17 protein-coding genes are annotated in these 24,798 nt (G+C 63.7%); 11 read left to right on the top strand and 6 right to left on the bottom strand.

The genetic code is table 11. The annotated features are described in order from the left end of the window. Both AC56LW_RS05330 and AC56LW_RS05325 read left to right on the top strand, forming a co-directional pair. Nucleotides 1–1,347, top strand: a complete 1,347-nt coding sequence (locus AC56LW_RS05330) for a TolC family outer membrane protein (RefSeq protein WP_499503662.1) — start codon at nt 1–3, stop codon at nt 1,345–1,347. A gap of 76 nt (nt 1,348–1,423) precedes the next feature. Beyond that, entirely contained in the window at nt 1,424–2,014 is a 591-nt protein-coding gene (locus tag AC56LW_RS05325) for a DUF4214 domain-containing protein (RefSeq protein ID WP_499632409.1), read from the top strand. Between the two features lies 1 nt (nt 2,015). Here AC56LW_RS05325 and AC56LW_RS05320 read toward each other — a convergent pair whose 3' ends face one another. Then, entirely contained in the window at nt 2,016–2,912 is an 897-nt protein-coding gene (locus AC56LW_RS05320) for a sulfurtransferase (RefSeq protein ID WP_499632406.1), read from the bottom strand. 231 nt (nt 2,913–3,143) lie between these two features. On the opposite strand from AC56LW_RS05320, the gene AC56LW_RS05315 reads away from it, so the two are divergent. The 6 genes from AC56LW_RS05315 (at nt 3,144) to AC56LW_RS05290 (ending at nt 13,056) form a co-directional block, all read left to right on the top strand. Beyond that, a complete protein-coding gene (locus tag AC56LW_RS05315) occupies nt 3,144–3,827 on the top strand; it encodes a PEP-CTERM sorting domain-containing protein (protein WP_499632403.1) in 684 nt (227 codons plus the stop codon). 191 nt (nt 3,828–4,018) lie between these two features. After that, nucleotides 4,019–5,557, top strand: coding sequence for a methyltransferase regulatory domain-containing protein (locus tag AC56LW_RS05310; RefSeq protein ID WP_499632400.1), 1,539 nt, complete (start codon nt 4,019–4,021; stop codon nt 5,555–5,557). A 99-nt stretch (nt 5,558–5,656) separates the two neighbouring features. Next, nucleotides 5,657–6,823 carry an acyltransferase family protein gene (locus AC56LW_RS05305; RefSeq protein ID WP_499632397.1) on the top strand — a complete coding sequence of 389 codons (1,167 nt, stop codon included), beginning with the start codon at nt 5,657–5,659 and terminating at the stop codon, nt 6,821–6,823. A 9-nt stretch (nt 6,824–6,832) separates the two neighbouring features. Further along, complete coding sequence (gene dnaE, locus AC56LW_RS05300; RefSeq protein WP_499632394.1) at nt 6,833–10,327, top strand: DNA polymerase III subunit alpha; 3,495 nt, start codon at nt 6,833–6,835, stop codon at nt 10,325–10,327. Next, complete coding sequence (locus tag AC56LW_RS05295) at nt 10,317–11,372, top strand: glycosyltransferase family 9 protein (RefSeq protein WP_499632391.1); 1,056 nt, start codon at nt 10,317–10,319, stop codon at nt 11,370–11,372. Before dnaE ends, AC56LW_RS05295 begins: the two co-directional genes overlap by 11 nt. 73 nt (nt 11,373–11,445) lie before the next feature. After that, nucleotides 11,446–13,056 carry an alkaline phosphatase D family protein gene (locus tag AC56LW_RS05290; protein ID WP_499632388.1) on the top strand — a complete coding sequence of 537 codons (1,611 nt, stop codon included), beginning with the start codon at nt 11,446–11,448 and terminating at the stop codon, nt 13,054–13,056. Nucleotides 13,057–13,079: 23 nt separating this feature from the next. Here the strand turns inward: AC56LW_RS05290 and AC56LW_RS05285 are convergent, their stop codons facing one another. Continuing rightward, complete coding sequence (locus AC56LW_RS05285; RefSeq protein ID WP_499632385.1) at nt 13,080–13,910, bottom strand: glycosyltransferase family 2 protein; 831 nt, start codon at nt 13,908–13,910, stop codon at nt 13,080–13,082. A gap of 53 nt (nt 13,911–13,963) precedes the next feature. Here AC56LW_RS05285 and AC56LW_RS05280 point away from each other — a divergent pair, with 53 nt between their 5' ends. Beyond that, a complete protein-coding gene (locus AC56LW_RS05280) occupies nt 13,964–15,277 on the top strand; it encodes an O-antigen ligase family protein (protein ID WP_499632381.1) in 1,314 nt (437 codons plus the stop codon). Then, nucleotides 15,267–17,000, top strand: coding sequence for a lipid A export permease/ATP-binding protein MsbA (msbA, locus tag AC56LW_RS05275; RefSeq protein ID WP_499632378.1), 1,734 nt, complete (start codon nt 15,267–15,269; stop codon nt 16,998–17,000). The genes AC56LW_RS05280 and msbA overlap by 11 nt, the downstream gene beginning before the upstream one ends. 215 nt (nt 17,001–17,215) lie before the next feature. On the opposite strand, the gene AC56LW_RS05270 is transcribed toward msbA, so the two are convergent. Continuing rightward, nucleotides 17,216–19,468 carry a family 1 glycosylhydrolase gene (locus AC56LW_RS05270; protein WP_499632375.1) on the bottom strand — a complete coding sequence of 751 codons (2,253 nt, stop codon included), beginning with the start codon at nt 19,466–19,468 and terminating at the stop codon, nt 17,216–17,218. Nucleotides 19,469–19,664: 196 nt separating this feature from the next. Between AC56LW_RS05270 and AC56LW_RS05265 the strand changes: the two genes are divergently transcribed. Continuing rightward, nucleotides 19,665–19,901 carry a hypothetical protein gene (locus AC56LW_RS05265; protein WP_499632372.1) on the top strand — a complete coding sequence of 79 codons (237 nt, stop codon included), beginning with the start codon at nt 19,665–19,667 and terminating at the stop codon, nt 19,899–19,901. On the opposite strand, the gene AC56LW_RS05260 is transcribed toward AC56LW_RS05265, so the two are convergent. The 3 genes from AC56LW_RS05260 to AC56LW_RS05250 form a co-directional block, all read right to left on the bottom strand. Then, nucleotides 19,898–20,848 carry a zinc ribbon domain-containing protein gene (locus AC56LW_RS05260; RefSeq protein ID WP_499632369.1) on the bottom strand — a complete coding sequence of 317 codons (951 nt, stop codon included), beginning with the start codon at nt 20,846–20,848 and terminating at the stop codon, nt 19,898–19,900. The two genes, AC56LW_RS05265 and AC56LW_RS05260, sit on opposite strands and share 4 nt — an antisense overlap. A gap of 269 nt (nt 20,849–21,117) precedes the next feature. Further along, entirely contained in the window at nt 21,118–23,529 is a 2,412-nt protein-coding gene (locus tag AC56LW_RS05255) for a catalase (RefSeq protein ID WP_499632366.1), read from the bottom strand. 230 nt (nt 23,530–23,759) lie between these two features. Next, nucleotides 23,760–24,659 carry a sensor histidine kinase gene (locus AC56LW_RS05250; RefSeq protein ID WP_499632363.1) on the bottom strand — a complete coding sequence of 300 codons (900 nt, stop codon included), beginning with the start codon at nt 24,657–24,659 and terminating at the stop codon, nt 23,760–23,762. Nucleotides 24,660–24,798: the final 139 nt, after the last annotated feature.

The following is a 24,798-nucleotide window of genomic DNA, read 5'->3' as shown; positions in this document are numbered from 1 at the left end:
ATGACGTCCATTCGTACCTCCCGCCTGCGCACCCTGGTGGCCGGCGCGCTGCTGGCCGCTGCTGCGGGCAGCGCCGGCGCGATCACGCTCGAGCAGGCCTACCAGGCCGCGCTCAAGAACGATCCGGTGTTTCGCATGCGCTACTTCGAGAACGAGAGCGGCAAGGAAAACCGCATTCTCGGCCGCGCGCAGTTGCTGCCGCAGATTTCGGCCAGCCATTCGTTCAACCGCAACATCACGGACCTGCTGCAGCCTACCAACGTTCCGAACGTCCAGAGCCTGAGCCACCCGCGTTACCTGAGCCGCTCGTCGGTCGTGCAGCTGCGCCAGCCGTTGTTCAATATGGATGGCATCCAGCGCTACCGCCAGGGCAAGGTGCAAAGCGAGCAGGCCGAACAAGCCTACGAAGCAGGCCTGGATGAAGTCTCGGTGCGCGTCGTCAGCGCCTATATGGACGCACTGTTTGCCGAAGACCAGCTGGCGCTGGCGCGTGTGCAGCGCGATGCCTACGTCGAGCATCAAAAAGTAAACACCCGCCTGTTCCAGCTGGGCGAGGGCACCCGCACCGACATGCTGGAAATCCAGGCCCGGCTCGACCTGGCCGAGGCCCAGCTGGTCGAGGCGCAGGACAATGTGGTCGCCGTGCGCAACACGCTGGCCGGCGTGATCGGCACCGACCCCGGCTCGCTCGACCAGCTGGCCGAGAACTTCCGTCCGGTCACGCTCAATGTGGGCAGTTTCGAAGAATGGCGCAGCCTGGCGCTGGCGCGCAACAACACGCTGGCCGCCACGCGCCTGGGCGTGGAAAACGCGCGCCTGGACATCAACCGCAACCGCGCCGGGCACCTGCCACGCGTGGATCTGGTGGCTGCCTACAGCAAGAACGACAGTGAAACGCTGAATCTTCGTGGCACCGAATCGACCAACCGCGCGGTGGGCTTCCAGGTCAACTTCCCGATCTATTCAGGTGGTTCGGTCAATGCCACCACGCGCCAGGCCGCAGCCAATCTGGGCCGCGCCCAGGCCGAGCTCGATGCACGCAGCAACGAGATCCTGATCGAGCTGCGTCGCGCGCACGACCTCGTGCTCAGCAGCGGGCGCAAGATCGATGCGCTGGTCAAGGCCGTCGATTCGGGCAAGCTCCTGATGACCGCCACCCAGCAGAGCATCAAGGGTGGCGTGCGCATCAACCTCGACCTGCTCAATGCACAGCAGCAGTTGTTCACCAGCCAGCGCGACCTGGCCCAGGCCCGGTATTCCTACCTTGTCGGCCTGATGCGCCTGCGCTCTGCCGCCGGCACGCTCGAGCCGGAATCGATTCGCGAAATCGCGGCGTTCTTCCGCTGATCCTGCCGGACGGATTTGCACTGCACTTGCCTCGATTGGATTAATATCAATTTATTACCAATCGAGGAACGCTTCCATGGCCGTCAATGCACTCGAAGTCCAGCAACTCTACGTCGCCTACTTTGGCCGCCCGGCCGATCCTGTCGGGCTCGATTACTGGATGGATACACTGGCCGGGAATGTGGTGACACCCGATGATATTTCGCGCTCCTTTGCCGAGTCAAAGGAATACCGCGACAACTACAGCCACATGGACAGCCGCACCGTGGTCACCAAAATCTACGACCACCTGTTCGGGCGCGACGCCGAAGCCGTCGGTATCACCTATTGGGCTGACCTGATCGACCGTGGCGTCATCGCGATCGACGACGCGGTCAGGGAAATTTCAGAAGCGGCGGTTGGCGCCGATGCAATCGTGTTCAACGGCAAGGCGGCTATGGCCACCGTCTTCACGCTGCGCCTCGATACGCTGAACGAAGTGGCAGCCTACGGCCGCGATGCGGGACTGGCGCTGGCCATGGAATTTCTCGCCACCGTCAAGGATGCCAAAAGCGCGCTCGACGCGGCCGACCCGGTCGTGGTCGATGCGTGGATCGCGCGTATCGTGGGCGCCGACGGCACCGCCATCGAGGATGTGGGCCTGGTCGGCGTGGCGCCGCTGGCTTGAATCAGGCCGTGGCTTCGCCGGCTGCAGCCTCGCCGGCTGCTGCCTGGCCAGCGTTGCTGCTGCCGATGCAGTGCGGGCATGACACGCCATACACATAACTCGGTGCAAGTTGCTGGCGCGGCGTCACCACGGCGCGGCAGGCGAAGCATTGCACGGTCTCGGTCGGCTCGAGCTTCGGATTGAGCGCGGTGCGGTAGTCGAACACGAAGCAGTCGCCCGTGTAGTGCGCGCCGCCGACGTCCTCGAAGTACTTCAGGATGCCGCCCTCCAGCTGGTACACGCGCTCGTAGCCGATTTCCTTCATGTGGATTGCCGCTTTTTCGCAGCGGATGCCGCCGGTGCAGAAGGTCACGACCGTCTTGCCGGCCAGCGCATCGCGGTGCTGCGCCGCGACCTCGGGAAACTCGGTGAACTTGTCGATGCGGTAATCGAGCGTGTTTTCGAACGTGCCGACGTCGACTTCGAAGGCATTGCGCGTTTCCATCATCACGACCTCGACGCCGTCGTCATCGTGGCCCTGGTCGAGCCAGCGCTTGAGCGTGACGGGATCGACCGCCGGCGCCCGGCCCAGTTCGGGCTTGATGAGCGGCATGCGCATCGTGATGATCTCTTTCTTGATCTTGACCAGCATGCGCTTGTGCGACTGTTCGGTCGACAGGCTTTCTTTCCATGTCAGGTCGGCCAGGCGGGCATCGCTGCGCACCCAGTCCAGGTACGCGTCGATGTGCTCGCGCGTACCCGACAAGAACATATTGATGCCTTCCGGCGTGAGCAGCACCGTGCCCTTGAGAGCAAGCTCGTTGCACAGCGCCTGGTACTGCGGGCGCAAGGTTTCCAGATCGTCGAGCGTGACAAATTTGTAGGCGGCGATGTTGACGTACTGTTGAGCGGAAGACATGGCGATAAAGAAGAAAAAGCGGTGAACGGACAGGCCGACATTATAAGTCAGTCAGCCGCGCCAACCGTCAGGAGCCTGCCATATGCTTGTCGAATAGATTTACACTATTGCTTCATAGCATTGATGAATATCAAATAAGTCATTGATTTGTATGGTAGGTAACGACCTGGCACCAAGTTTGCTTATAGGAGGGCTGCGCTGTACAAACTTTGATCAACTAGGAAAACAACAATGATCCGTAATATCGCTCTGCTGGCCCTTTCGCTGACTGCCGGTGCTGCTTCGGCCGCTACCATTCCTGCAACGCTGACCTTCAACTCGGACAGCAACACTGCCTACACCAATGTGATGCCGGCAGCCCAGAGCGGCAGCGTGCTGATCGACTTCAACTTCACCTACACGGGCGCAACGGTCGACAACAACGATTTCCTGGCCCTGTGGTTCGGCAATTCGAACAATCTTTCCCAAGCCTACAAAGGTCCGAACGTCGGCTTCAAGGCAAACTGCGGTAACGGTACCTGCACCAACGACCTGTTCGCTCGCCTGGGCGGCGAAAGCGGCCCGTTCATGAACAACAGCAACCTGGTTGCAGGCACCACCTACAACATCTTCGCGAACCTGTACAAGGCCGCTGGCTCGACGACCTACAACCGCTTCGACATGTGGCTCAATGCAACGGCTGCCGAAAAGGCGTCGCTGACCGGCGCCGACCTGAAGGCAACTGGCAACACGAACCTGGCGTCGTTCAACACGATCGGCGTTCGTACCCTGGGTCTGGACAAAGGCCTGAGCGTGAACGTGAATAATCTGCGCGTCACCGGACTCGAGTCTGAAGTGCCTGAGCCAAGCAGCGTTGCCCTGATGGGTCTGGCACTGGCTGGCCTGGCATTTACCCGTCGCAACAAGCGCGGCTGATTGCCGCACGGCGCGCCAGACATACCGGCGCGCTGCTGACAGCAGACTGGAAACGTCGTTCCTGCGCAGGCAGGAACGACGTTTTTGCGTTAACAACACACCGTACCGGATGGCCGCGCAAGGTCGCCATATGCGTCCCGGATACGCCGTGCTAGAGTGCCTCGCATTGCCCCATCACCGACAGGAACGCCATGCACGACTGGTCCGAAGGCTACATGACCGAGTTAGCCTATACCTACGGCTACTATCCCGAACTCAACCCATTGCGTGCCCGGCTGGCCCTGCTCGAGGCGGGCATCGTCCCACCGGATGTCCAGACCGCTTGTGAGCTGGGCTTTGGTCAGGGCATGAGCATCAATATCCATGCGGTCGCGGCCGGCGCGGCCTGGCATGGCACCGACTTCAATCCGGCTCAGGTCGGTTTTGCGCGCGAGCTGGCGCAGGACTTGCCGCTGGCAGCCAATCTGTCCGATGAGGCCTTCGAGGCTTATTGCCAGCGTGCCGATCTGCCGCAGTTCGATTTCATCGCGCTGCACGGCATCTGGAGCTGGGTGTCGGACGCCAACCGCCGCGTGATCGCCAGCTTCATCGAGCGCAAGCTCAAGGTGGGCGGCGTTGTCTATGTCAGCTACAACACCCAGCCCGGCTGGGCCGCGACCGGACCGCTGACCGAGCTGATGGCCGGCTTCGACGCGGCCCTCAATCCGCCCGGTATCGGTCCTGCGGCGCGCATCGACGCGGCGCTCGACTTTGTCGACGGGCTGGTCGCGAGCGGGGCGCTGTACGGCAAGGTCAATCCCCAGGTGGCCGAGCACCTCAAGCGCCTGCGCAGCCAGGACCGGCGCTATCTGGCGCACGAATATTTCAACCGCGACTGGCAGCCGATGCCGTTCGCGCAGATGCGCACCTGGATGGAAGGGGCGCGGCTGAGCTACGCCACGTCGGCCCAGTTCATCGACCACGTGCCGATGCTGAATCTGACCGCGCAGCAGCAGGATCTGCTGGCCGCGATCCCGGATGCGGGCTTTCGCGAAACGGCGCGTGACTTCATCGTCAACCGCTTGTTCCGGCGCGATTACTGGGTGCGCGGCGCGCGCCGGCTGGCGCCGGCCGACCGCACCGAGCGCCTGCGCGCCATGCGGGTGGTGCTGGCCACGCCGGCCGCCAAGGTCAAGCTCAAGGTCAGTGGCGCGCTGGGCGAAGCGAACCTGCACGAGGACGTCTACCGCCCGATCCTCGACGCGCTGGCCGACCACCAGCCGCACAGCCTGGGCGAACTCGAAGTCACGCTGGCCCCGCACGGCGCCACGCTGACCCGGATCGTCGAGGCAGTCATGCTCCTGACCGGCGCCGGCAACCTGCACCCGGCCCAGGCCGACGAGGCCATCGACGCTGCCAGGGCCGGCGCACTGCTGCTCAATACCCGCCTGTGCGCCATGGCGCGTTATGCCGAAGATGTCGGTTGCCTGGCTTCGCCGGTGACGGGCGGCGGCTTCCCGGTTCGCCGTATCGACCAGCTGTTTCTGCTGGCGCGCAGCGTTGGTGCGGCCAGCATCGAAGCGCTGGCCGATTTCGCGGCTGCCGCGCTGCAGGCGCAAGGCCAGCGCATCATGAAGGATGGTCAGCCAGTGCTGGACGATGCCCGCCAGACCGAGATGCTGCGCAGCCAGGCGCATGCGTTCGACACAACGCGTTTGCCCGTTTTTCAGGCATTGGGCGTGGCTGTCTAGAACCCAGTCCCAAAAAGACGATTGCCGGTCGATACAGGCAACGGCGATGGCACCTTGTCAGTTACTATATTGCATTGTGCAAAAGCGCCAGGGCATGCCATGCGGTCACTGAACATCCAGTACAACCCACGTATCGATCAGCTACGCTGGCTGGCGGCGACGCTCGTGTTCCTGTTCCACTTTCACCTGGAATATCGCCGCCTCGGCGGTAATGGCCTGGTCAATCCGTGGACCTCCATGATCATCGAAGGCCATACCGGCGTGGGCCTGTTCTTCACGCTGTCGGGCTTTTTGTTCATGCAGATCGCGCTGCGCCAGCGCCAGATCCGGTATGGCGAGTTCCTGCGCAACCGCGTGCTGCGCATTGCGCCGCTGTACGTGGTGATCTTCCTGGTGGCCACGTCAATTTCGCGCGACAAGTTCCAGCCGCAAGACCTGCTGTTCTTCTTCGCATCCAACCTCGGCATGCCGCCCACGTCGCAGACCGTCATCACCGGCGCAGCCTGGACGATCTCCCTTGAATTTTTGTTTTACCTGGTGTTCCCGTTTCTGGCGCGTTTTGCGATGGAGCGGGGCGTGCGCTACCTGGCCGGCTGGCTGGTGCTGCTGCTGTTCTTCAAGGCAGCGGCATTTACCGTCAATACCAACAGCACGCTGATGTATTTCAGCACCTTCGTCGGACGCTTCGACCAGTTCATCATCGGCATGATCGCGGCGATGACCTACGCGCGCCATGAAGCCACGTTGCGCCGCTGGGCGCCTTTCCTGGTGCTTGCCAGCGCCGCGCTGGTGGTCGGGAATACGCGGCTCATGCACATCAATGCCAGCTTCCTGACCGCGCCGCATGCGTCGTTCTGGATCATCTGGACGATGCTCGAAAGCGCCGGCTGGGCGCTGCTGATCCTGGCCTGGGTCGCCTTCAAGCCCGGTGTGCAGGGTCGGTTCGGGCGCATCTTCAGTCACGGCGGCAAGATCAGTTTTTCGTTCTACCTGCTGCACATGGCGGTGCTGCACGTGCTGGCCGAGGCGGTCGGCCTGATGCGCCCGACCGGTATCGGCTGGCTGAACGCCGCTTTCATGGCTGCGTGCGCCTATGCCGTCACCTGGGCGCTGGCCACCCTCAGCTTCAATATCGTCGAAGAGCCATTCCTGCGCGGGCGCCGCAGCTATGGGGCACTGCCTGCCGTTGGCGAGAACGCCACGCTGACCCGCCCCCCGGAACCGCCAACCCCGCCAGCCCCTCCGCGCGAAGCCCGGGCGCGGTAAAATGCGGGGATGACTTCCCCGACTTTTACCCATCTGCGCATCCACTCCGAATACTCCATCGTCGACGGCCTGGTCCGTATTGACGAGCTGGTCAAGGCGGCGGTCAAGGATGGGCAGCCGGCGCTGGCCGTGACCGATCTGGCCAACACCTTTTGCCTGGTGCGCTTCTACAAAGAGGCGCGCGGCAAGGGCGTCAAGCCGATCGTCGGGGTCGATGCCTGGATCACCAACGACGACAACCGCGACAAGCCGCACCGCCTGCTCATTTTGGCCAAGAACCACACCGGCTACCTGCAACTGTGCGACCTGCTGGCGCGTGCCTGGCTCACCAACCAGCACAAGGGGCGCGCCGAACTGCGCGCCGAATGGCTCGAAGCGCTGGCCACGTCCACGTCCACGCTCAACCCCGGGCAGTCGCAGGCCAATGGCCTGATCGTGCTGTCGGGCGCGCATTTCGGCGACATCGGGCAGGCCATCGAGAACGGCGACATCGCCCGCGCCGAGGCCAATGCCGCGCGCTGGGCGCGCGTGTTCCCGGGCCACTTTTATATCGAGATCCAGCGCGCCGGCCAGCTCAATCAAGAGCAGCAGGTACGCCATTCGGTGGCGCTGGCCGGGCGCCTCGGGCTGCCGGTCGTGGCGACGCACCCGGTGCAGTTCCTCGTCAAGGACGAATACATCGCCCACGAAGCGCGCGTCTGTATCGCCGAGGGCGAGATGCTGGCCAACGCCAAGCGCGTGCGCCGCTTCAACGAGAACATGTGCTTCAAGTCGCAGGCCGAAATGGCCGAGCTGTTCAGGGACCTGCCGGGCGCGCTGGCCAACTCCGTTGAAATCGCCAAGCGCTGCAATGTGACGCTCACACTGGGCAAGCCGCAGCTGCCGAACTTCCCGACGCCGGGCATGACGATCGACGAATTCCTGATCGCCGAAACCAAAAAAGGCCTGGAAGATCGCCTGCTGCAGCTGTACCCGAACGAGGCGGAGCGCGAACGCGAGCGCCCGCGCTACGAGGCGCGCCTGGACTTCGAGAACCAGACGATCATCAACATGAAGTTCCCCGGCTACTTCCTGATCGTGGCCGAGTTCATCCAGTGGGGCAAGAACAACGACGTGCCGATCGGCCCGGGCCGCGGTTCGGGTGCGGGTTCGCTGGTGGCGTATGCGCTGAAGATCACGGATCTGGATCCGCTCAAGTACAACCTGCTGTTCGAGCGTTTCCTGAATCCCGAACGCGTCTCGATGCCCGACTTCGACATCGACTTTTGCCAGGAAAAGCGCGAGCTGGTCATCCAGCACGTGAAAGACCTGTACGGGCGCGATGCGGTGTCGCAGATCGCCACCTTCGGCACGATGGCAGCCAAGGGCGCGATCCGCGACGTCGGCCGCGTGCTCGATTTCGGCTACAACTTCTGCGACGGCATCTCCAAGCTGATTCCGTTCAAGCCGGGCAAGCAGGTGTCGATTGCCGAGGCGATCGAAGAAGAACCGATGCTCAAGGAGCGCCTCGAGAACGAAGAAGAGGTCAAGACGCTGCTCGAACTGGCGCAGAAGGTCGAAGGCATCACCCGCAACATCGGCATGCACGCCGGTGGTGTGCTGATCGCACCGGGCAAGCTCACCGACTTCTGCCCGCTGTACACGCAGGGCGGCGATACCGGCGTGGTCTCGCAGTACGACAAGGACGACGTGGAGGCCGTGGGCCTGGTCAAGTTCGACTTTTTGGGCCTGACCACGCTGACGATCCTCGACCGCGCGGTCAAGTACATCAAGCAGCTCGATCCGGCCGAGAGCGAATTCGACCTGGCCAAGCTGGCGCTGGACGACCGCGCGTCGTACAAGCTGCTGTCCGACGCCAAGACCGTCGCGATCTTCCAGCTGGAGTCGCGCGGCATGCAGGGCATGCTCAAGGATGCGCGCCCCGACCGCTTCGAGGACATCATCGCGCTGGTTGCGCTGTACCGCCCGGGCCCGATGGACCTGATCCCCGACTTCTGCAAGCGCAAGCACGGCGAAAAGTTCGACTACCCCGATCCGCGCACCGAGTCGATCCTGTCCGAGACCTACGGCATCATGGTCTACCAGGAGCAGGTGATGCAGATGGCGCAGATCGTGGGCGGCTACTCGCTGGGCGGCGCCGACATGCTGCGCCGCGCGATGGGCAAGAAGAAGGCCGAAGAAATGGCCGAGCACCGCGAGATCTTCCGCGCCGGCGCGGCCAAGGATGGCCTCACCACGGCCAAGGCCGACGAGATCTTCGACTTGATGGAAAAGTTCGCGGGCTACGGCTTCAACAAGTCGCACGCCGCCGCCTACGCGCTGCTGTCGTACCACACGGCGTACCTGAAGGTGCACCACACCGCCGCGTTCATGGCCGCCAACATGTCGCTGGCGATGGAAGACACCGAGAAAATCAAGATCCTGGTCGAGGATTCAAAAGAAGTCTGCAAGCTCACGATCCTGCCGCCGGATGTCAACGAATCGCAGTTCCGCTTCACGCCGGAAGGCGAAGCACGCTCGAAAACGGGCAAGCCGGTCACGAATATCCGCTACGGCCTGGGCGGCGTGAAGGGCGCGGGGCAGGGCGCAATCGAAGCCATCATTGCCGCGCGCACGGCGGGCGGCAAGTTCAAGGACCTGTTCGACTTCTGCAACCGGGTCGACCGCAAGCAGATCAACCGCCGCACGATCGAATCGCTGATCCGCGCCGGCGCGATGGACGCCTTCGGCGTGGATCGCTCGGTGCTGCTGGCGTCGGTGTCGTTCGCGATGGAGGCGGCTGGCCAGGCTGCAGCGGCCATCAACCAGGTCAGCCTGTTCGGTGGCGACGATGCGGATCTCGTGGCCCCGCCCGAGTACGTGAAGGCCTTGCCATGGACCGATCGCCAGAAGCTGTCCGAAGAAAAGATCGCACTCGGCTACTACCTGTCGGGCCATATGTTCGACTCGTACGCGCAAGAGGTGCGCCGCTTTGCCAAGACGCGCATGAAAGACCTCGAGCCGTCGCGCGACCCGCGCATGATGTGCGGCGTGATCTCGGGCATCCGCACGCAGATGACGCAGCGCGGCAAGATCCTGATCGTGGCGCTGGACGACAAGACCGCCGTGCATGAGGTGACGGTCTACAGCGAAGTGTTCGAGGCCAACAAGAACGCGTTCAAGGAAGACGAATTTTTGCTCGTGGTGGGCAAGGTATCCGAAGACCGCTTCAACGGCGGCCTGCGCATCACGGCCGAGAAGGTGTTCGACCTGGCCACGGCGCGCATCCAGTACGGGCACAAGCTGGAGATGGACCTGGACAAATCGGTCAGCGCGGCCCGCCTGGCCGAGATTCTGCAGCCGCACCGGGTGCATGACGGCATGCCGGTAAGCCTGCGGCTGCAGACGCAGGATATTCCGTTCACCGTGCAACTGGGCGACGACTGGCGCGTGGCGCCATCCGATACGCTCAAGGCGGCGCTGGAGATGTCGCTGGGTGCGAAGGACGTCGCAGTTGAGTACTAGCGCACGTTCGACCGACGGCAGATCGGCCTTTGGCCGCATCCTGATCTGCCGCACTGACAATATCGGCGACGTCGTCCTGACGCTGCCGCTGGCCGGCTACCTCAAGCAGCGCTTTCCGCAGGCGCAGATTGACCTGCTGTGCCGTGCCTACGTGGCCCCGGCCATGCGCCACAGCCGCCATCTCGACCGCGTGATCACGCTCGAAGCGTCGGACGATCTGGCCCGCCTGTTTGCCGACGGCGACTACGACACCGTGATCTTTGCGTTTCCCGACCGGCGCCTGGCGCGCGCGGCGCAGGCAGCGCGCGTGCCTAACCGGGTAGGCACCAGCCACCGCGTGTATCACTGGTTCACCTGCAACCGACTGGCGCGCTTCAGCCGCGCCAAGTCCGACCTGCACGAGGCGCAGCTGAACTTTCTGCTGCTGCGCCCCCTGGGCATCGACCATGTGCCGACGCTGGCCGAGATCCCGCAGTTGTACGGGCTGGATGCGCCGCAGCGCGCCGCCGTTGACGCCTTGCTGGCGCCGGGGCGGCGGCACGTCATCCTGCATCCGAAATCGAATGGCAGCGCCCGTGAATGGCCGCTGACCCACTTCACGGCGCTGGCGCGTGACCTCGGAAGCGACCCGGCCATGCGCCTGTTCGTCACCGGCAGCGCCGCCGAGGGCGTGCTGCTGGCCGCGCAGGCGCCGGCCTTGCTGGCGCTGCCGAACGTGGAGAATCTGTGCGGCCGGCTCGACCTCGATGAGCTCCTGGCGCTGATCGGCGCCTGCGATGGCCTGGTGGCCTGCAGCACCGGCCCGATGCACCTGTCGGCAGCGCTGGGACGGCCGACGCTGGGCCTGTTCCCGCCGATCAAGCCGATGGATCCGGGCCGCTGGGCGCCGCTGGGCGCGCTGGCCGAGGTAGCGGTCGCCCGCCAGCCGTGCGCCGGCTGTGCGGACTCGGCGACCTGCTCCTGCATGCGGTCGATCACGCCGCAGGACGTTGCCGCGCGCGTGCGCGCCTGGGGTGGGGCGGGGGCGCGGCGCGGGGTAGCCTAGTTTCATTTGACGATTCATCGCCACGTCATATTCAAAAAATAAGCTTGTCTGCTCTTACATGAACGGAGCCGGCATGACTTCATCGCATTCGCGTCGCACTTTCCTGGCCCAGGGCGGGGCATTGGTGGGCAGTTCGGCATTGGGCGGCTCCCTGCTGCTCGGGGGCTGCGGCGGCAGCAGCAGCAGCCATGCGGCAATCGGTGTCAGTGAAAGCGAACGCCCGAAGATGCCATCGGGGATCCAGTTCGGCGACATTACCGATCAACGGGCGATCATCTGGAGCCGCAGCGACCGCACCGCGCAGATGATCGTCGAATACGATACCAGCGAGCGTTTCAGCAACGCCAGCCGGATCGTCGGCCCCACGGCCAGCGACGCGACCGATTTCACGAGCCGTATCGACCTGAGCGGCCTGCCCGCCGGCCAGACGGTCTTCGTGCGCGTGCGCTACGTCGATCCCAATAATGCAAAGATCGAAAGCGAAACCATCTCGGGCCAATTCAGGACCACGCCGGCTGCGGATAGCACCCGGGCCGTGCGGTTTCACTGGAGCGGCGACCAGTGCGGCCAGGGCTGGGGCATCAACACCGATTTTGGCGGCATGAAAATCTATGAAGCGATGCGCTTGCGCGACCCGGACTTTTTCATCCACAACGGCGACACGATTTATGCCGATGGGCCGATCCTGGCCCAGGTGACGGCAGAAAACGGCCAGGTCTGGCGCAATGTGGTCACGGAGGAAGTGAGCAAGGTCGCCGAAACACTGAAGGAATACCGCGGCCGCCACGCCTACAATATGCTGGATACGAACTTTCGCAAGTTTGCGGCCCAGGTGCCGCAGATCTGGCAATGGGACGATCACGAAGTCACGAACAACTACAGCGCCGCCAAGGATTTGTCGGGCGACGCACGTTATACCGAAAAAAGCATCGCCACCCTCACGGCCCGTGGTCGCCGCGCTTTCCTCGAATATGCGCCGATGCGCTACTACAAGCAAAGCGAACCGCAGCGCATTTATCGCACCATCTCGCATGGCCCGCTGCTGGACGTTTTCGTCGTGGACATGCGCACCTATCGTGGCCCGAACAGCACGAATCTGCAAACGGCGGAGGACGCGAGTTCGGCATTCATGGGCCGTGAACAGCTGGAATGGCTGATCGCCGGGCTGAAAGCCTCGACCGCCACCTGGAAAGTCATTTCCGCCGACATGCCCATTGGCCTGAACGTTGGCGACGGCAAAAATGCCCGGGGTGAAGACGTATGGGAAGCGATCGCCAACGGCAACGATGGCGTGCCGCTCGGCCGCGAACTCGAAATGGCGCGCCTGCTCAGCAGTATCAAGGCGATCCCGAATGTGGTCTGGATCACCACCGACGTCCACTACTGCGCGGCCCACTATTACGATCCGGCCCAGGCCCGGTTCACGAATTTTTCGCCATTCTGGGAATTCGTTGCCGGCCCGATGAATGCCGGCGCCTTCGGTCCGGGCGTGCTCGACAAGACCTTCGGCCCTACGGCGGTTTTCTCGAAAAGTCCGGTGATCCAGAATTCTTCGCCGTTTTCTGGCTACCAGTTCTTTGGTGAGGTCAATATCGACCCGCGCACCAAGGCGATGAAGGTCGAGCTGTTCAATCTCGACGGCGTCTCGCAGTTTGCGCAGACACTGCCGGCGGTGGGCGTCTAAGGCCTGGTCAGGTCAGGGTCAGGTCAGTTCGGGGCAGCGTGTTCACGCAGCCCGACACTGGCCTGCGTGGTGCCATTGGCGGCGCGCTCGAGCACGGTGCGCCGGTTGCTCGATGCCTGGTCGCGCTCGGCTTCAGCGTGCCACAGATGCAGCACTTCAGTTGCCATGGCGCCATCCTTGCGCAATACGCCGGCATGGAACAGGCGCACCACGAGATCCGAATCTTCGTGGCCCCAGCCGGTAAAGCTTTCGTCGAAGCCATTGACTGCTATTAGGTCGGCCTTCCATACCCCCAGATTGCAGCTCTTGATGCGGCGCCAGCTGAACTTGCGGCGCACACGGCCAACGTCGGGCCAGCGCACGATCGTCTGCAGCACCTTGTTCATGTCGCCAGCCAGCCGCAGGCGCAGGCGCTCGGCAACGCTCAGGCCGGCCACGTCGATGCCGCCCTGCAGCGCGCGTTCGGTCAGCGCCTGGCTGAGCAGGATGCGGCTGCCCGACACGAGGAAGCCCTGCTGGGCCAGCGCGCGGTGGCGGGCGATGAAGTCGCGCTGCGGCACGCAGTCGCCGTCGAGGAAGATGATATAGTCGCCTGTTGCCGCCAGCGTGCCGCGGTTGCGGGCCATGGCGGCGCGAAAGCCGTCGTCCGGTTGCCACACATGCTTGACGGGCACGGGGGCGCCTGCCGCCAGCCGCGTGACGCAGTCCCGCGTGTTGGCAGTCGAGCCATCATCAGCGATAATGATTTCAAAATTCTTGTCGTCCTGCAAGAAACAGGCGGCCAACACCGCCGCCAGTGCGTCGGGCCGGTTGTACGTGGTGATCACGACCGACAATGTCTGTGTTTGCTGCATGGTGTCCGATACAAATGCTCTCTAGGCCGCAAGAATAGCCCACAAGAACAAGAATGAACAATACGTCGATCAAGGCCCGGGAGCCGCTGCAGTGGTTGGTTGGCTTCCAGATGTTCCTGTTTCCCCTGATTAGTCTGACCACGCCGTCCGGCATCGGTTTTTCCAGCCTCCTGTTCCTGCTCACCGCATTGTTCGTGCCGCGCAAGGCCTGGGCCGCGACCGTGCCGTACTGGAAAGAGATCCGCTGGGTGCTCGCGGCCTTCGTGTTCCAGTTCGCGCTGGCCGTGGCCGCAGTCGTGCTGCGGCCCGAGGCGCACCTGGATTCGCTCGACAAACCGTCACGCCTGCTGCTGGCCATGAGCGCCATGGCGCTGGTCGTGCTGGCCAGGCCGCGCGCTGCGATGCTGTGGTGGGGCGTGGTGGCCGGCGCGATCGCGGCGCTGCCGTTCGTGGCCTGGCAGCGCATCGCCATGGGCGTCGAGCGCCCGGGCGGCTTTCTCAACGCGATTACCTTCGGCGACCTGGCGCTGTGCCTGGGCCTGGTGGCGCTGGCGGCGGCGATCGATTATCGCCATCACGCCGGCAAGGCGGCGCTGGCGGGCCTGGGCGCGCTGGCCGGCCTGGCCGCCTGCCTGCTCACCGGCACCCGCGGCAGCTGGGTTGCGCTGGCGCTGGCCGCCGTGCTGTTTCTCAGTTACGCGCAGTTGCTGCACAGCCGCAAGCTGCGCCTGCTGCTGGCTGGCAGCTTCGCGCTGGTCGCCGCTGCATTCCTGGTGCCGGCCACCGGCATGCAGGAGCGCGCGCTGCAGGGCGTGGACGATGTCCAGACCTGGGTCGATGGCGGCAATGTACATACCAATGTCGGCACCCGGCTCGAGTTGTGGAAGGGCGCGGCGATCCTGATCGAACAGCGGCCGCTGTTCGGCCTGGACCGCAACACGCTGCGCACCGAAATCCGCAACATGGTCGAGCAGGGCACGCTCGATCCGGCGATCCTGTCCCTGGAACACCTCCATAATGACGGGTTGCAGGCGCTGGCCACGGGCGGCATCTTCGGGCTGCTGGCCTGGGCCGGCATCCTGGTCGCGCCGTTCGTGTTCTTCGCGCGCCAGCTCGGCCGCGGCGCGCAGGCCCAGGCGCATGCGCGCGGCGCCGGCCTGCCGCAGTTCGCGCCGGCGCTGGCGGGCATGCTGGTGGTGCTGAGCTATTTCAGCTTTGGCCTCACCGAGGTGATTTTCTGGTCGCTCAAGGGCAGCATGTTCTATGCGCTGATGGTGTTCCTGCTGATGGGACTGTGCCTGGTCGCGAAGACGCGCCAGGCGAAAGCTGCAATGGTTGAAAAGAAGGTTGAACAACGTGGAAACTAAGGTCATCGTGCGGCGCCTGCTGGCGCTCGTCAAACCGTACAAATCGCGCGCGGCGCTGGCGCTGTTGTCGATGGCGATCACCGCCGCGACGCAGCCGCTGCTGGCCAAGGCGATGCAGCTGCTGTTCGACCGCGGCTTCGAAGAGCGCGTCTCGTTCAGCCTGTGGCTGATTCCTGCCGTGCTGGTGTCGATCTTCGTGCTGCGCGGGATCGGCACCTTCGGCACCGCTTACTTCAATAACTGGGTGCTGTCGCGCGTGCTCAACGACATGCGCGCGATGGCCTTCGAGCGCGTGCTGCGCCTGCCGGTCGCGCGCTACCAGGACGAGAGCACCGGCAAGATCATCAACACGGTCGTCAACGACGTGCGCCAGGTCGTCGACATGATCCAGTCGGTGTTCGTCGCCTGCGTGCGCGACGTGCTGGTCGTGATCGGTTTGCTCGGCAGCCTGCTGTACCTGAACTGGCAGCTCACGCTGATCGCCATCGTCGTGATCCCGCTGACTGCCGTCATCGTGCGCACGACCACCAAGCGCCTGCGCAACCTGAATCGCGAAAGCCAGCGCGTCACTGCCGAGATGACCGGCGTGGTCGAGGAAGCCGCGCGCGGTCACCAGGTGATCCGTGTGTTCGCCGGCGAAGCCTACGAGCGGCGCCGCTTTCATCAACGCAGTGTCGCGCTGCGCGGTTTCTCGCAGCGCATGACGGTGGCCTTTGCCGCCACCACGCCGGTGACCCAGATCGCGACCTCGCTGGCGCTGTCGCTGGTGGTCGTGCTGGCGATGCAGGCCGACATGACTGTTGGCGAATTCACGCAGTTCGTCACCATGATGCTGATGCTGCTCACGCCGCTCAAGTCGCTGGCCGAAGTGAATGGTCCGATGCAGCGGGGGATGTCGGCCGCCGAGACGGTGTTCGGCATCATCGACGCCGAGCCGGAAGTCGACACCGGCAGCCGTGAGCTGGGCCGTGCCAACGGCCACCTGGTGTTCGAACGGGTTGCATTCCAGTACCCGAATGCGGCCGGTCCGGCACTCGACGACGTTTCGCTCGAGGTGTTGCCGGGGCAGACCGTGGCGCTGGTGGGGGTCTCGGGTGGCGGCAAGTCGACGTTCGTGAACCTGGTCACGCGTTTTTATGATCCTCAGGGTGGCCGCGTGCTGCTCGACGGGGTGCCGTACACCGACATCAAGCTCGCGTCGCTGCGCAGCCAGCTGGCGATGGTGAGCCAGAACGTCGTGCTGTTCGACGATACGCTGGCAGCCAACATCGCCTACGGGGCCGAGCACATCGACCACGAGCGTCTGGCCGGTGCGATCCGCGCGGCGCACCTGACGGACGTCGTGGCACGCCTGCCGGATGGCATCGACATGCGTATCGGCGAGAACGGTTCGCGTCTGTCGGGCGGCCAGCGCCAGCGCGTGGCGATTGCACGCGCGATCTACAAGGATGCGCCGCTGTTGATTCTGGATGAAGCCACGTCGGCGCTCGACAATGAGAGCGAACGCGCGGTGCAGTCGGCGCTCGACACGCTGATGGCCGGGCGCACGACCATCGTGATCGCGCACCGCCTGTCGACGATCGAGCGGGCCGACCGGATCGTGGTGATGGAAGCAGGGCGTATCGTGGAGCAGGGCACGCACGACGAACTGCTGGCCATGAAGGGCATGTACGCGAATCTGTACTATCTGCAGTTCACGGCCGAGAAGAAACAGGCGATCTAGCCTGCTGCGTAACGTGAACGGCTACGCTGTCAATGCGGTTATGGCTTGCTGCCAGATCATCCGGCATGAATCGGCACCGCTAACGATCGCCGCGTGGACGGGAAACCCGTCCACCCTACGAACTATCTGCAGTTCACGGCAGCCAATTTCCCCGTAGGGTGGACGGCTACGCCGTCCACGCGGTGATGGTTGGCAGCGAAATCAAGCCGATATCCTCAGCGCGCGTAATGCGCCGCTTCGCCCGCCTGCCGAATGCCGGCGCCGCCGGCAGCTTCCTGCACCGCGTGCGCATAGCGCTGCAATGCATTGTCCAGCGATGGCAGCAACAGCGCACGTTCGCTGCCCAGTGCACTGAACGCCGGCCGCTGCGCCGGGTAATCGACAGCATCAGCCGCAATCTCCTGCAAGCTATCCGCGGACATGCCCGCTGCCGCGCAGGCGCGCCGCGCCAGCTCGGCCCAGCTCACCGCGTCGCCATTGGTCAGGTGCCAGATGCCGCGCTCACGGTCGATCATGAGGTCGAGCGCCACCTTCACCAGGTCCGGCACATAGGTCGGCGAGACGATCATGTCGCCCGCCGCCTCGAATGGCTCGCCATTGGCCAGCGCGCCCAGCGCCTGGGTCACGAAATTGTGCCGGTCCCATGGCCCGAAGAATGCACTGGTGCGGATCACGAGTGCCTGCGGATCGGCGTCCAGCACGCGCGTTTCGGCATCGAGTTTGCTGCGCCCGTAGACGCCGAGCGGATTGGTCGCATCGGATTCGACATACGGCGCGCCCTTGGCACCATCGAACACCAGGTCGCTCGAGAACGTCATGAAGCGCAGCGCGTGGCGCATGCAGGCCAGCGCCAGGACGGTCGGACCCAGCGTGTTTTCGCGCATGCAGCGCTCGCTTTCGGTCTCGGCCTCGTCGACGCGCACGAAGCCGCCTGCATTGATGATCGCCCACGGCTTGAAACGCACGATTGCCGCGTCGACCGAGGCCGGGTCGGTGATGTCCATTTCTTGCCGCGTGAGTGCGTGGCAAGCCAGGTTGCGCGCTTCGCAGATGCGCTTGAAGGCTGCGCCCAGCGTGCCGCTCGCGCCCGTGATCAGGATGGGCTGCACGGGCGCCGACTTGAACTGGCTGCGCACCGCGATGTCAGCCACCGCCGTGCGGGTGGCCACGGGTTTGCACCAGAAGCGACCCGGCCGGCGCCACCAGCCTTCGCCCTGCAGGACGGGATTGGACAGCGCGCGCTTGCTGGCCAGTTCGCGCATCAGGGTTGCCAGCGCGGTCGGGCGGGGCGTGGGCGAGCGCACATCGAACGGGCCTGGCTCGTAGTAGCCGTGGCAGGCGGTCACCAGGCTGTTCCAGTCGAACGAGCCCAGCAGCGCCCAGACCGTGACCGCGCGGATGTCGGCGCCCTGCTGGCGCGCCTTGAGTGCGGCGTTCCAGATTTCGACGAGCCAGCGCAGCTGGTCTTCGCGGTTGGCATCGATGTGCGCTTCGGTAATCGCGATCGGGATGCCGTAACGTTCCCAAGTCTCCATCAGCAGCGGGGCAATGCCGGGCGTGGGCGTGGCCAGCGCGCGCGGCGCCTCGATATCGGCATGCGCAATGCCCCGGTACATATGGCGGTGGCTCTCGGGATAGCGTTCAGGGCGATGGTCGAGCCAGCGCTCGCTGGTGACGTAGTAGTTCACGCCGATCACATCGGGCGGGCACGGGTTGTCGCGGAACCAGCGCAGTTCATCGGCAGTGGCGCCCGAGTCGAGCAGGTAGTCCCACAGCTTGTGGTTCGTGTCGACCATCCCGCACAGCAGGTCCCAGGCGAGCCAGCGACGCTCGTTGAAGTAATTTGCGATGTCCTGCATCTCGGGCGTGCCGTAGGTCTTGGACAGATCGTCGGTCTGCACCAGCTTGGCGGCCGGATTGACGGCGCGGATCGCGCGCATCGACAGCACCGTCGCGCGGCACTGGATCAGCAGCGCGCGGATGAACGTGGCTTCGTCGCCGCCATGCGGGTACCAGACGCCGGCCAGACCCGAGAAGCGCGCCGTCGTGCAGATCTCGTTGACGGGCGTGTAGTGCTCGACCCACGGATAACGGGCGGCCACGGCGCCGGCGTACTCGGCCAGCTGAGCGGGGAAGGCGGGATCGACAAGGCTCGTGTGACGGGGGCCGCTGCCGTGGTGGATCAGGCCGACGATCGGGTTGACCCCGAGGTCGCGCAGGGCCGGCAGCCGTTCGTCGGCCCACGACCAGTCGGCCTTGTCGATGCCGTCGGGCGCAGTGCGCTCCCACAGCACCGGATAACGGATCGCCTGGATGCCGAGCGATGCGAAGCGTTCAATATCTTGCAGGCGGCCAGCATGGCCGTTGCGGTCCATCTGGCTGAAATAGTCGTCGCGTATGCGGTTAACCGTGCATTCGAGCCCGCCCCACAGGGCGAGGTCGGGCTGGGAATCGGTGCGAAGAGTCATGAAGGCTTACCTGCGTAGTGAACATGACAACAGACTAACGGTCACCGGGCAGTCACTATGTTAAGTGGTTCACATAGCGGGCGTTTTTCGGACCAGTCCTACCTTACTGCGGCGGTTTTTTCGGTAGCGTGGCAGTTCTGCAGAGCAGATCTATTCAAGCGACAATGTCTGTCATCACAATGCAGGGGGAAATCCAATGTACATGGTCTACTGGACGGTGGTGGATGGCGCAGCCACGCACGCGCATGCGCAGGGCTTCGACACGGCCGCCATGGTCCCGGCGATGGGATTCATGGAGGCGCTGCGCAAGCGCCAGCGCGAAGGCGAAGGCATACGCTTCATCACCATGTGTTCGGAGCATCCGGACGTCGTGGGTCATCCCGGCGTAGACGTCACGGGCGCCGACTACAACTGGAAGAAGCGGCGCAGTTAGCGCGATGGATCGTTCATGCCGGTCAGGCTCACGACCTGGCCGTCGGCGCGCACGACGCCGTCTTCGAACACCGTCGTCGACGCGCCGTTCACGTCCGGCAGCTTGATGGTGATGATGTCGCCACGCTGCGCGATGCTGCCTTGCGCGGCGCAGGTGCCGAACAGCGGCGTGGGCGTGACACCGGATGCGTCGGCAAGCAAAAAGTAGAACAGCGTCTCGCAGCTGTTGCCGCGTCCACCGCTGCTGGCAACCAGGATGGCCTCCTTGCCGCCGGAAAGCTTGAAGCTGCGCAGCGGGAATTGCCAGCGCGCATCCTCGCCCGTGAACAGCGCCTGGCCATCGAGCAGCAGCGTGCCGGCGCCATCGGCGCCAGTCTTGCGTTCCAGCAGGCCGGCCACGGTGCGCAGCGACGTTGGCAGGTTGTCGGCATTGCTGTCGATGCTACTTCCGTCAGCGAGCGGCGCGGTGTCTTCGGCCTGGTCGGCAGCGCGCTGCACGTCGCGCTCGCGTGTCGCGTAGTCCTGATACGCAGGGACGGCGATGGCCGCAAGGATGCCGACGACAAATACGAACACCGTGATGCCGACACCCCACTGCGACCATTTGCGCTGGACGCGGTTGAAGTGCTCGAGGCTGTCCCACTGCTTGTTTTTCCAGGCCATTTCGCGGCCCTTGAATCCCAGCCAGAACACCATGAGCCAGCCCACGTAGGGCACCAGCGCCAGCAGGCCAATCCAGGAGCGGTTGCCGATGGCCCAGATCCAGTTCAGGAAAAATGCGCCCCAGCTCCAGCCTTTGACGCCATCCGGAATATCACCGCTGGTCCCGCGAGGCGGTGGTTTGTCGAGGCTGACTGCCGGCGCTGCGAGGACCGCTGCCGCCTTGCCGCACACGGCGCACGCAGCAGCATCCGGCGCCATCGGAGCGCCGCAATGAGAACAGAACATGGGAGGCTTTCGTGAAAGTGGGAGAAGGACACAATGCTGTGCCAGTCAATGCCGCAGGACAATTATAGCGATCGTGGCACTGCGGAAGTCTCACCCAATTCCACGTATCAATATTGATGGCCGTCTATGCAGACACTCACTGTGGTGGTGGAACGAGCAAAAAAAAAAGACACCAGCTGGTGTCTTTTTTCTTACTGCTCATTAAATTTTTGCCTGTCCCGCCTGCCGGCAATCACAGGGGTGATCGCTGACAGGCGGGCTGGACTGACTTACACCGAAGGTGGATCGGTTTCGCGTGCAAACACGCGGAAGCCGGCGAGCGCCGTCTTGAACGCGGCCACGGCCGCATCGGCATTGGCAGCATCGCCCATGATCAGGCCCGGGTCATCCGAACCGTCCGGCAGCGTGGTCGGGATCATGGCCTTGGTCAGCAGGTCCGAACCGGCGCCGAACACGAGGATCGGCTTGCCATGACGGTATTGCTCGCGCAGGAATTCCAGCACCTGTGCGTTCTTGGCCAGCGTGGCCACAGCCTGGTCGCCGTCCGGCACGATCACGGCGTCATACATGACCGATGGGCCAGCTTCAACCGAGATCTCGACGTCGATCGGGTCACCGTCAAGCGCCTTGACCTTGCCCAGCATATTGCCGACCATGCGTGGCACGGCGCCATCCTTGAGCAGGCTGCCGTACTGGCTCTTGACTGCCTTGTCATCGACACCCGAGGCGATCAGCACCGCGACGCGGCGGCCCTTGATGCCGGTGACACCCGGACGGCTCATCAGCGACAGCGCTGGCGATGGCGGATAGGTTGGAATCGGCGCATCGGTGGCCAGTGGCAGCGGTGCAGGCACATCCATGCCCAGGCCTTCGGCCACACGCGACACCAGCACGTCATCCACGTTGGCCAGCAGCGCCAGCACACGCTCGCGCACGGCCGGCGTCTGCACGCGGGTCAGCTCGAAACGGAATGCGTTGACGATGTGGTTCTGCTCTGGCGTGCTTTGGCTCTGCCAGAACAGGCGTGCCTGCGAATAGTGATCAGCAAACAGTTCCGGGTTGCCGCGCACTTTGTCCGCTGCAATCGTCTCCGGGAAGCTGGTGAAGCCTGCAGGACCAGCCTGGTATGGCACACCGCCGCCCAGCGAATTCGGTTCGTAGTTCACGCGGCCACGGTTGATGGCCTGGCGATGGAAACCGTCGCGCTGGTTGTTCTGGATCTGGACGATCGGCGAGTTGATCGGGATCTCGTGGAAGTTCGGGCCGCCCAGACGGGTCAGCTGGGTATCCTGGTACGAGAAGTTACGACCTTGCAGCAGCGGATCGTTCGAAAAATCGATGCCCGGCACGACGTGCGAGGTGCAGAATGCAACCTGCTCGGTTTCGGCAAAGAAGTTATCCGGATTGCGGTCCAGGACCATCTTGCCCACTGGCGTCAGTGGCACGAGTTCTTCCGGAATCAGCTTGGTCGGATCGAGTACGTCGAAGGAGAAGCTGGCAGCCTGCTCTTCGGTAAAGATCTGCAGGCCCAGTTCCCATTCAGGGAAGTTGCCGGCTTCGATGGCTTCCCACAGGTCGCGGCGGTGGAAGTCGGAATCGGCGCCCGAGATGCGGACAGCCTCGTCCCACACCAGCGAATGCGTACCCTGCATTGGCGTCCAGTGGAATTTCACGAAGCGTGCTTCGCCCTGTGCGTTGATCAGGCGGAACGTATGCACGCCGAAGCCCTGCATCGTGCGGTAGCTGCGCGGAATGGCGCGGTCGGACATCGCCCACATCAGCATGTGCGCGATTTCAGGCGACAGCGAGGCAAAGTCCCAGAACGTGTCGTGGGCGGTGGCAGCCTGCGGCATCGCGTGGTGTGGTTCCGGCTTCGCTGCGTGCACCAGGTCAGGGAACTTCATGGCGTCCTGGATGAAGAACACGGGCATGTTGTTACCCACCAGATCCCAGTTGCCTTCTTCGGTATAGAACTTGACGGCGAAACCGCGCACGTCGCGTGCGGTGTCGGTCGAACCACGTTCGCCGGCCACGGTCGAGAAGCGCAGGAACACTGGCGTGCGCTTGCCCTTCTTGGCGAACGGGACAGCGCGGGTCAGGGCGCTGAAGTTGTCGTAGGACTCGAAATAACCGTGGGCAGCCGAGCCGCGTGCGTGCACGACGCGCTCAGGGATGCGCTCATGGTCGAAATGGCTGATCTTTTCGCGCAGCACGAAGTCTTCGAGCAGGGTCGGACCACGCAGGCCGGCCTTCAGCGAATGCTGGTTGTCCGAGACCGGCACGCCCTGGTTGGTCGTCAGGTGACGGTCGGCCGGATCGACGCGCACGCGGTCGAGCGGATCGACGGTGGCGTTTTCGCCTTTTGGCGGGTTGCCGTCGCCAACCTTGTCGTTGGCGATGATTTCGGTCGTCGTGCTGCCAGTGGCGGCGTGGGTCGACGGCTTGAAGGTCTCGCCAACTGCCGGCGTGCGCGATGCATCGCCATACTCGCTGGCCTTGTTGGCATTGAATGGACGTGCCGCTGCGAGCTCTTGCTCAGCAGGGATTTTATCGAGCAGACGATCCGCGATCGGGTTACTGACGCCAAGGCTCTGGGGCGGCTTGGCATCGGATGGACCGGCTACCGTGCTCAGGACCGAACCGGCGCCATCGAAGGAGCTGGGGTGCTTGGATGTTGGCATGCTGTTCCTCGTTTGTTGTAGAGATAATTAAACTCCCAATAACATAGCCCAGCACGTTAGATCTCCACTGTGAGTTCACACACACACAGGAGGATCAGTATTTAATTATTCCTATGATATCGATCAGGATTTTCAATCGCTGGCTTGCTCAGAAATAAACAAGATAGTCGTGCAGCATTGATGTGCATTCAGCATGCATGCGGCATCGCAACGACGGTGTCAGCAGGTCATCAGGTCAGCCGATCAACGCACGTCAAAGTGGCTTGCTGCGCGATCAGGGGCAGGCGCACGACGAGGCGAGATCCTTGCATGTGGGCACTGTTGATGACCAGTGTGCCGCCATGCGCAGCCACTTGTTCCTGCTGCGTGGCCAGGCCAAAACTGCCGGACTTGCATGGCGCCTGCGGGTTGAACCCGATACCGTTGTCGCTGATGCTCAGTTCAAGCATGCCGTCGACGCTGGCCAGATGCAGCTGAACCCGGCTGGCAAGCGAATGACGACGCACATTGTCGAGCGACTCGCGCAGCACGCGGTGTAAGCTCATCAGGATATCTTCATCGATCTGCAGATCGTCGAGATGCCCGTCGACCTGTACGTCGCAGGCGATGCCACTCGCACGGGTGAACTTGCGCGCCTCGATCTCCAGCGTGGCGACGACGCCCAGTTCAAGGCCGGCAGGCCGTAGTTCGCTCAGCAGGTGCTTGACGGTGCGCAGCGTCTCGTCGACATTGCCCAGCGCTGCACTCACCCAATCGTGCAGGCCGCCATGGTGGTCGTTCGTTTGCTGGTGCAGGGTGACAATGTCGAGCCGCAAGGCCAGCAGGTTTTGGCCAAGGCAATCGTGGATCTCGCGCGAGATCCGCTTGCGCTCAGCCTCACTGCTGGCGCGCTGGTGGGCCAGTAACGAGTGCAGTTGCTGCTCGGATGCGCGTAACGATGCTTCGGAGTGCTGGCAGGCGATGATCTTTTCGACCAGCGCCTGGTTGACGAGCATTTGCCCTTCGGTCAGCTGTCGCATGGACGCTTCGAGTCCGTCATCGGCAACCACATCGGCATAGCGCGACTGCGCCAATGCATCGCGCAGTTGGTCAGGTGCTTTGCTGTGACGATTGCGGAGTCGGGTTCGCATGGCAATCACCTGTGGTTCTCGCGCGAAAAAGGGAGTTTCCTGCTGCCTGTTGTGAGACGCTAAGTATTTTGCTGACGCAAGTCAAGCGGAACCGATGGGAACGCACGCAAAATCACGCGCGCATGTTGGGTGCATGCTT

The sequence above is a fragment of the Telluria sp. LT2P80 genome, from assembly GCF_059685955.1.
The sequence above is the reverse complement of the archived record's forward strand: the minus strand, read 5'-3'. Positions and strand labels throughout refer to the sequence as shown.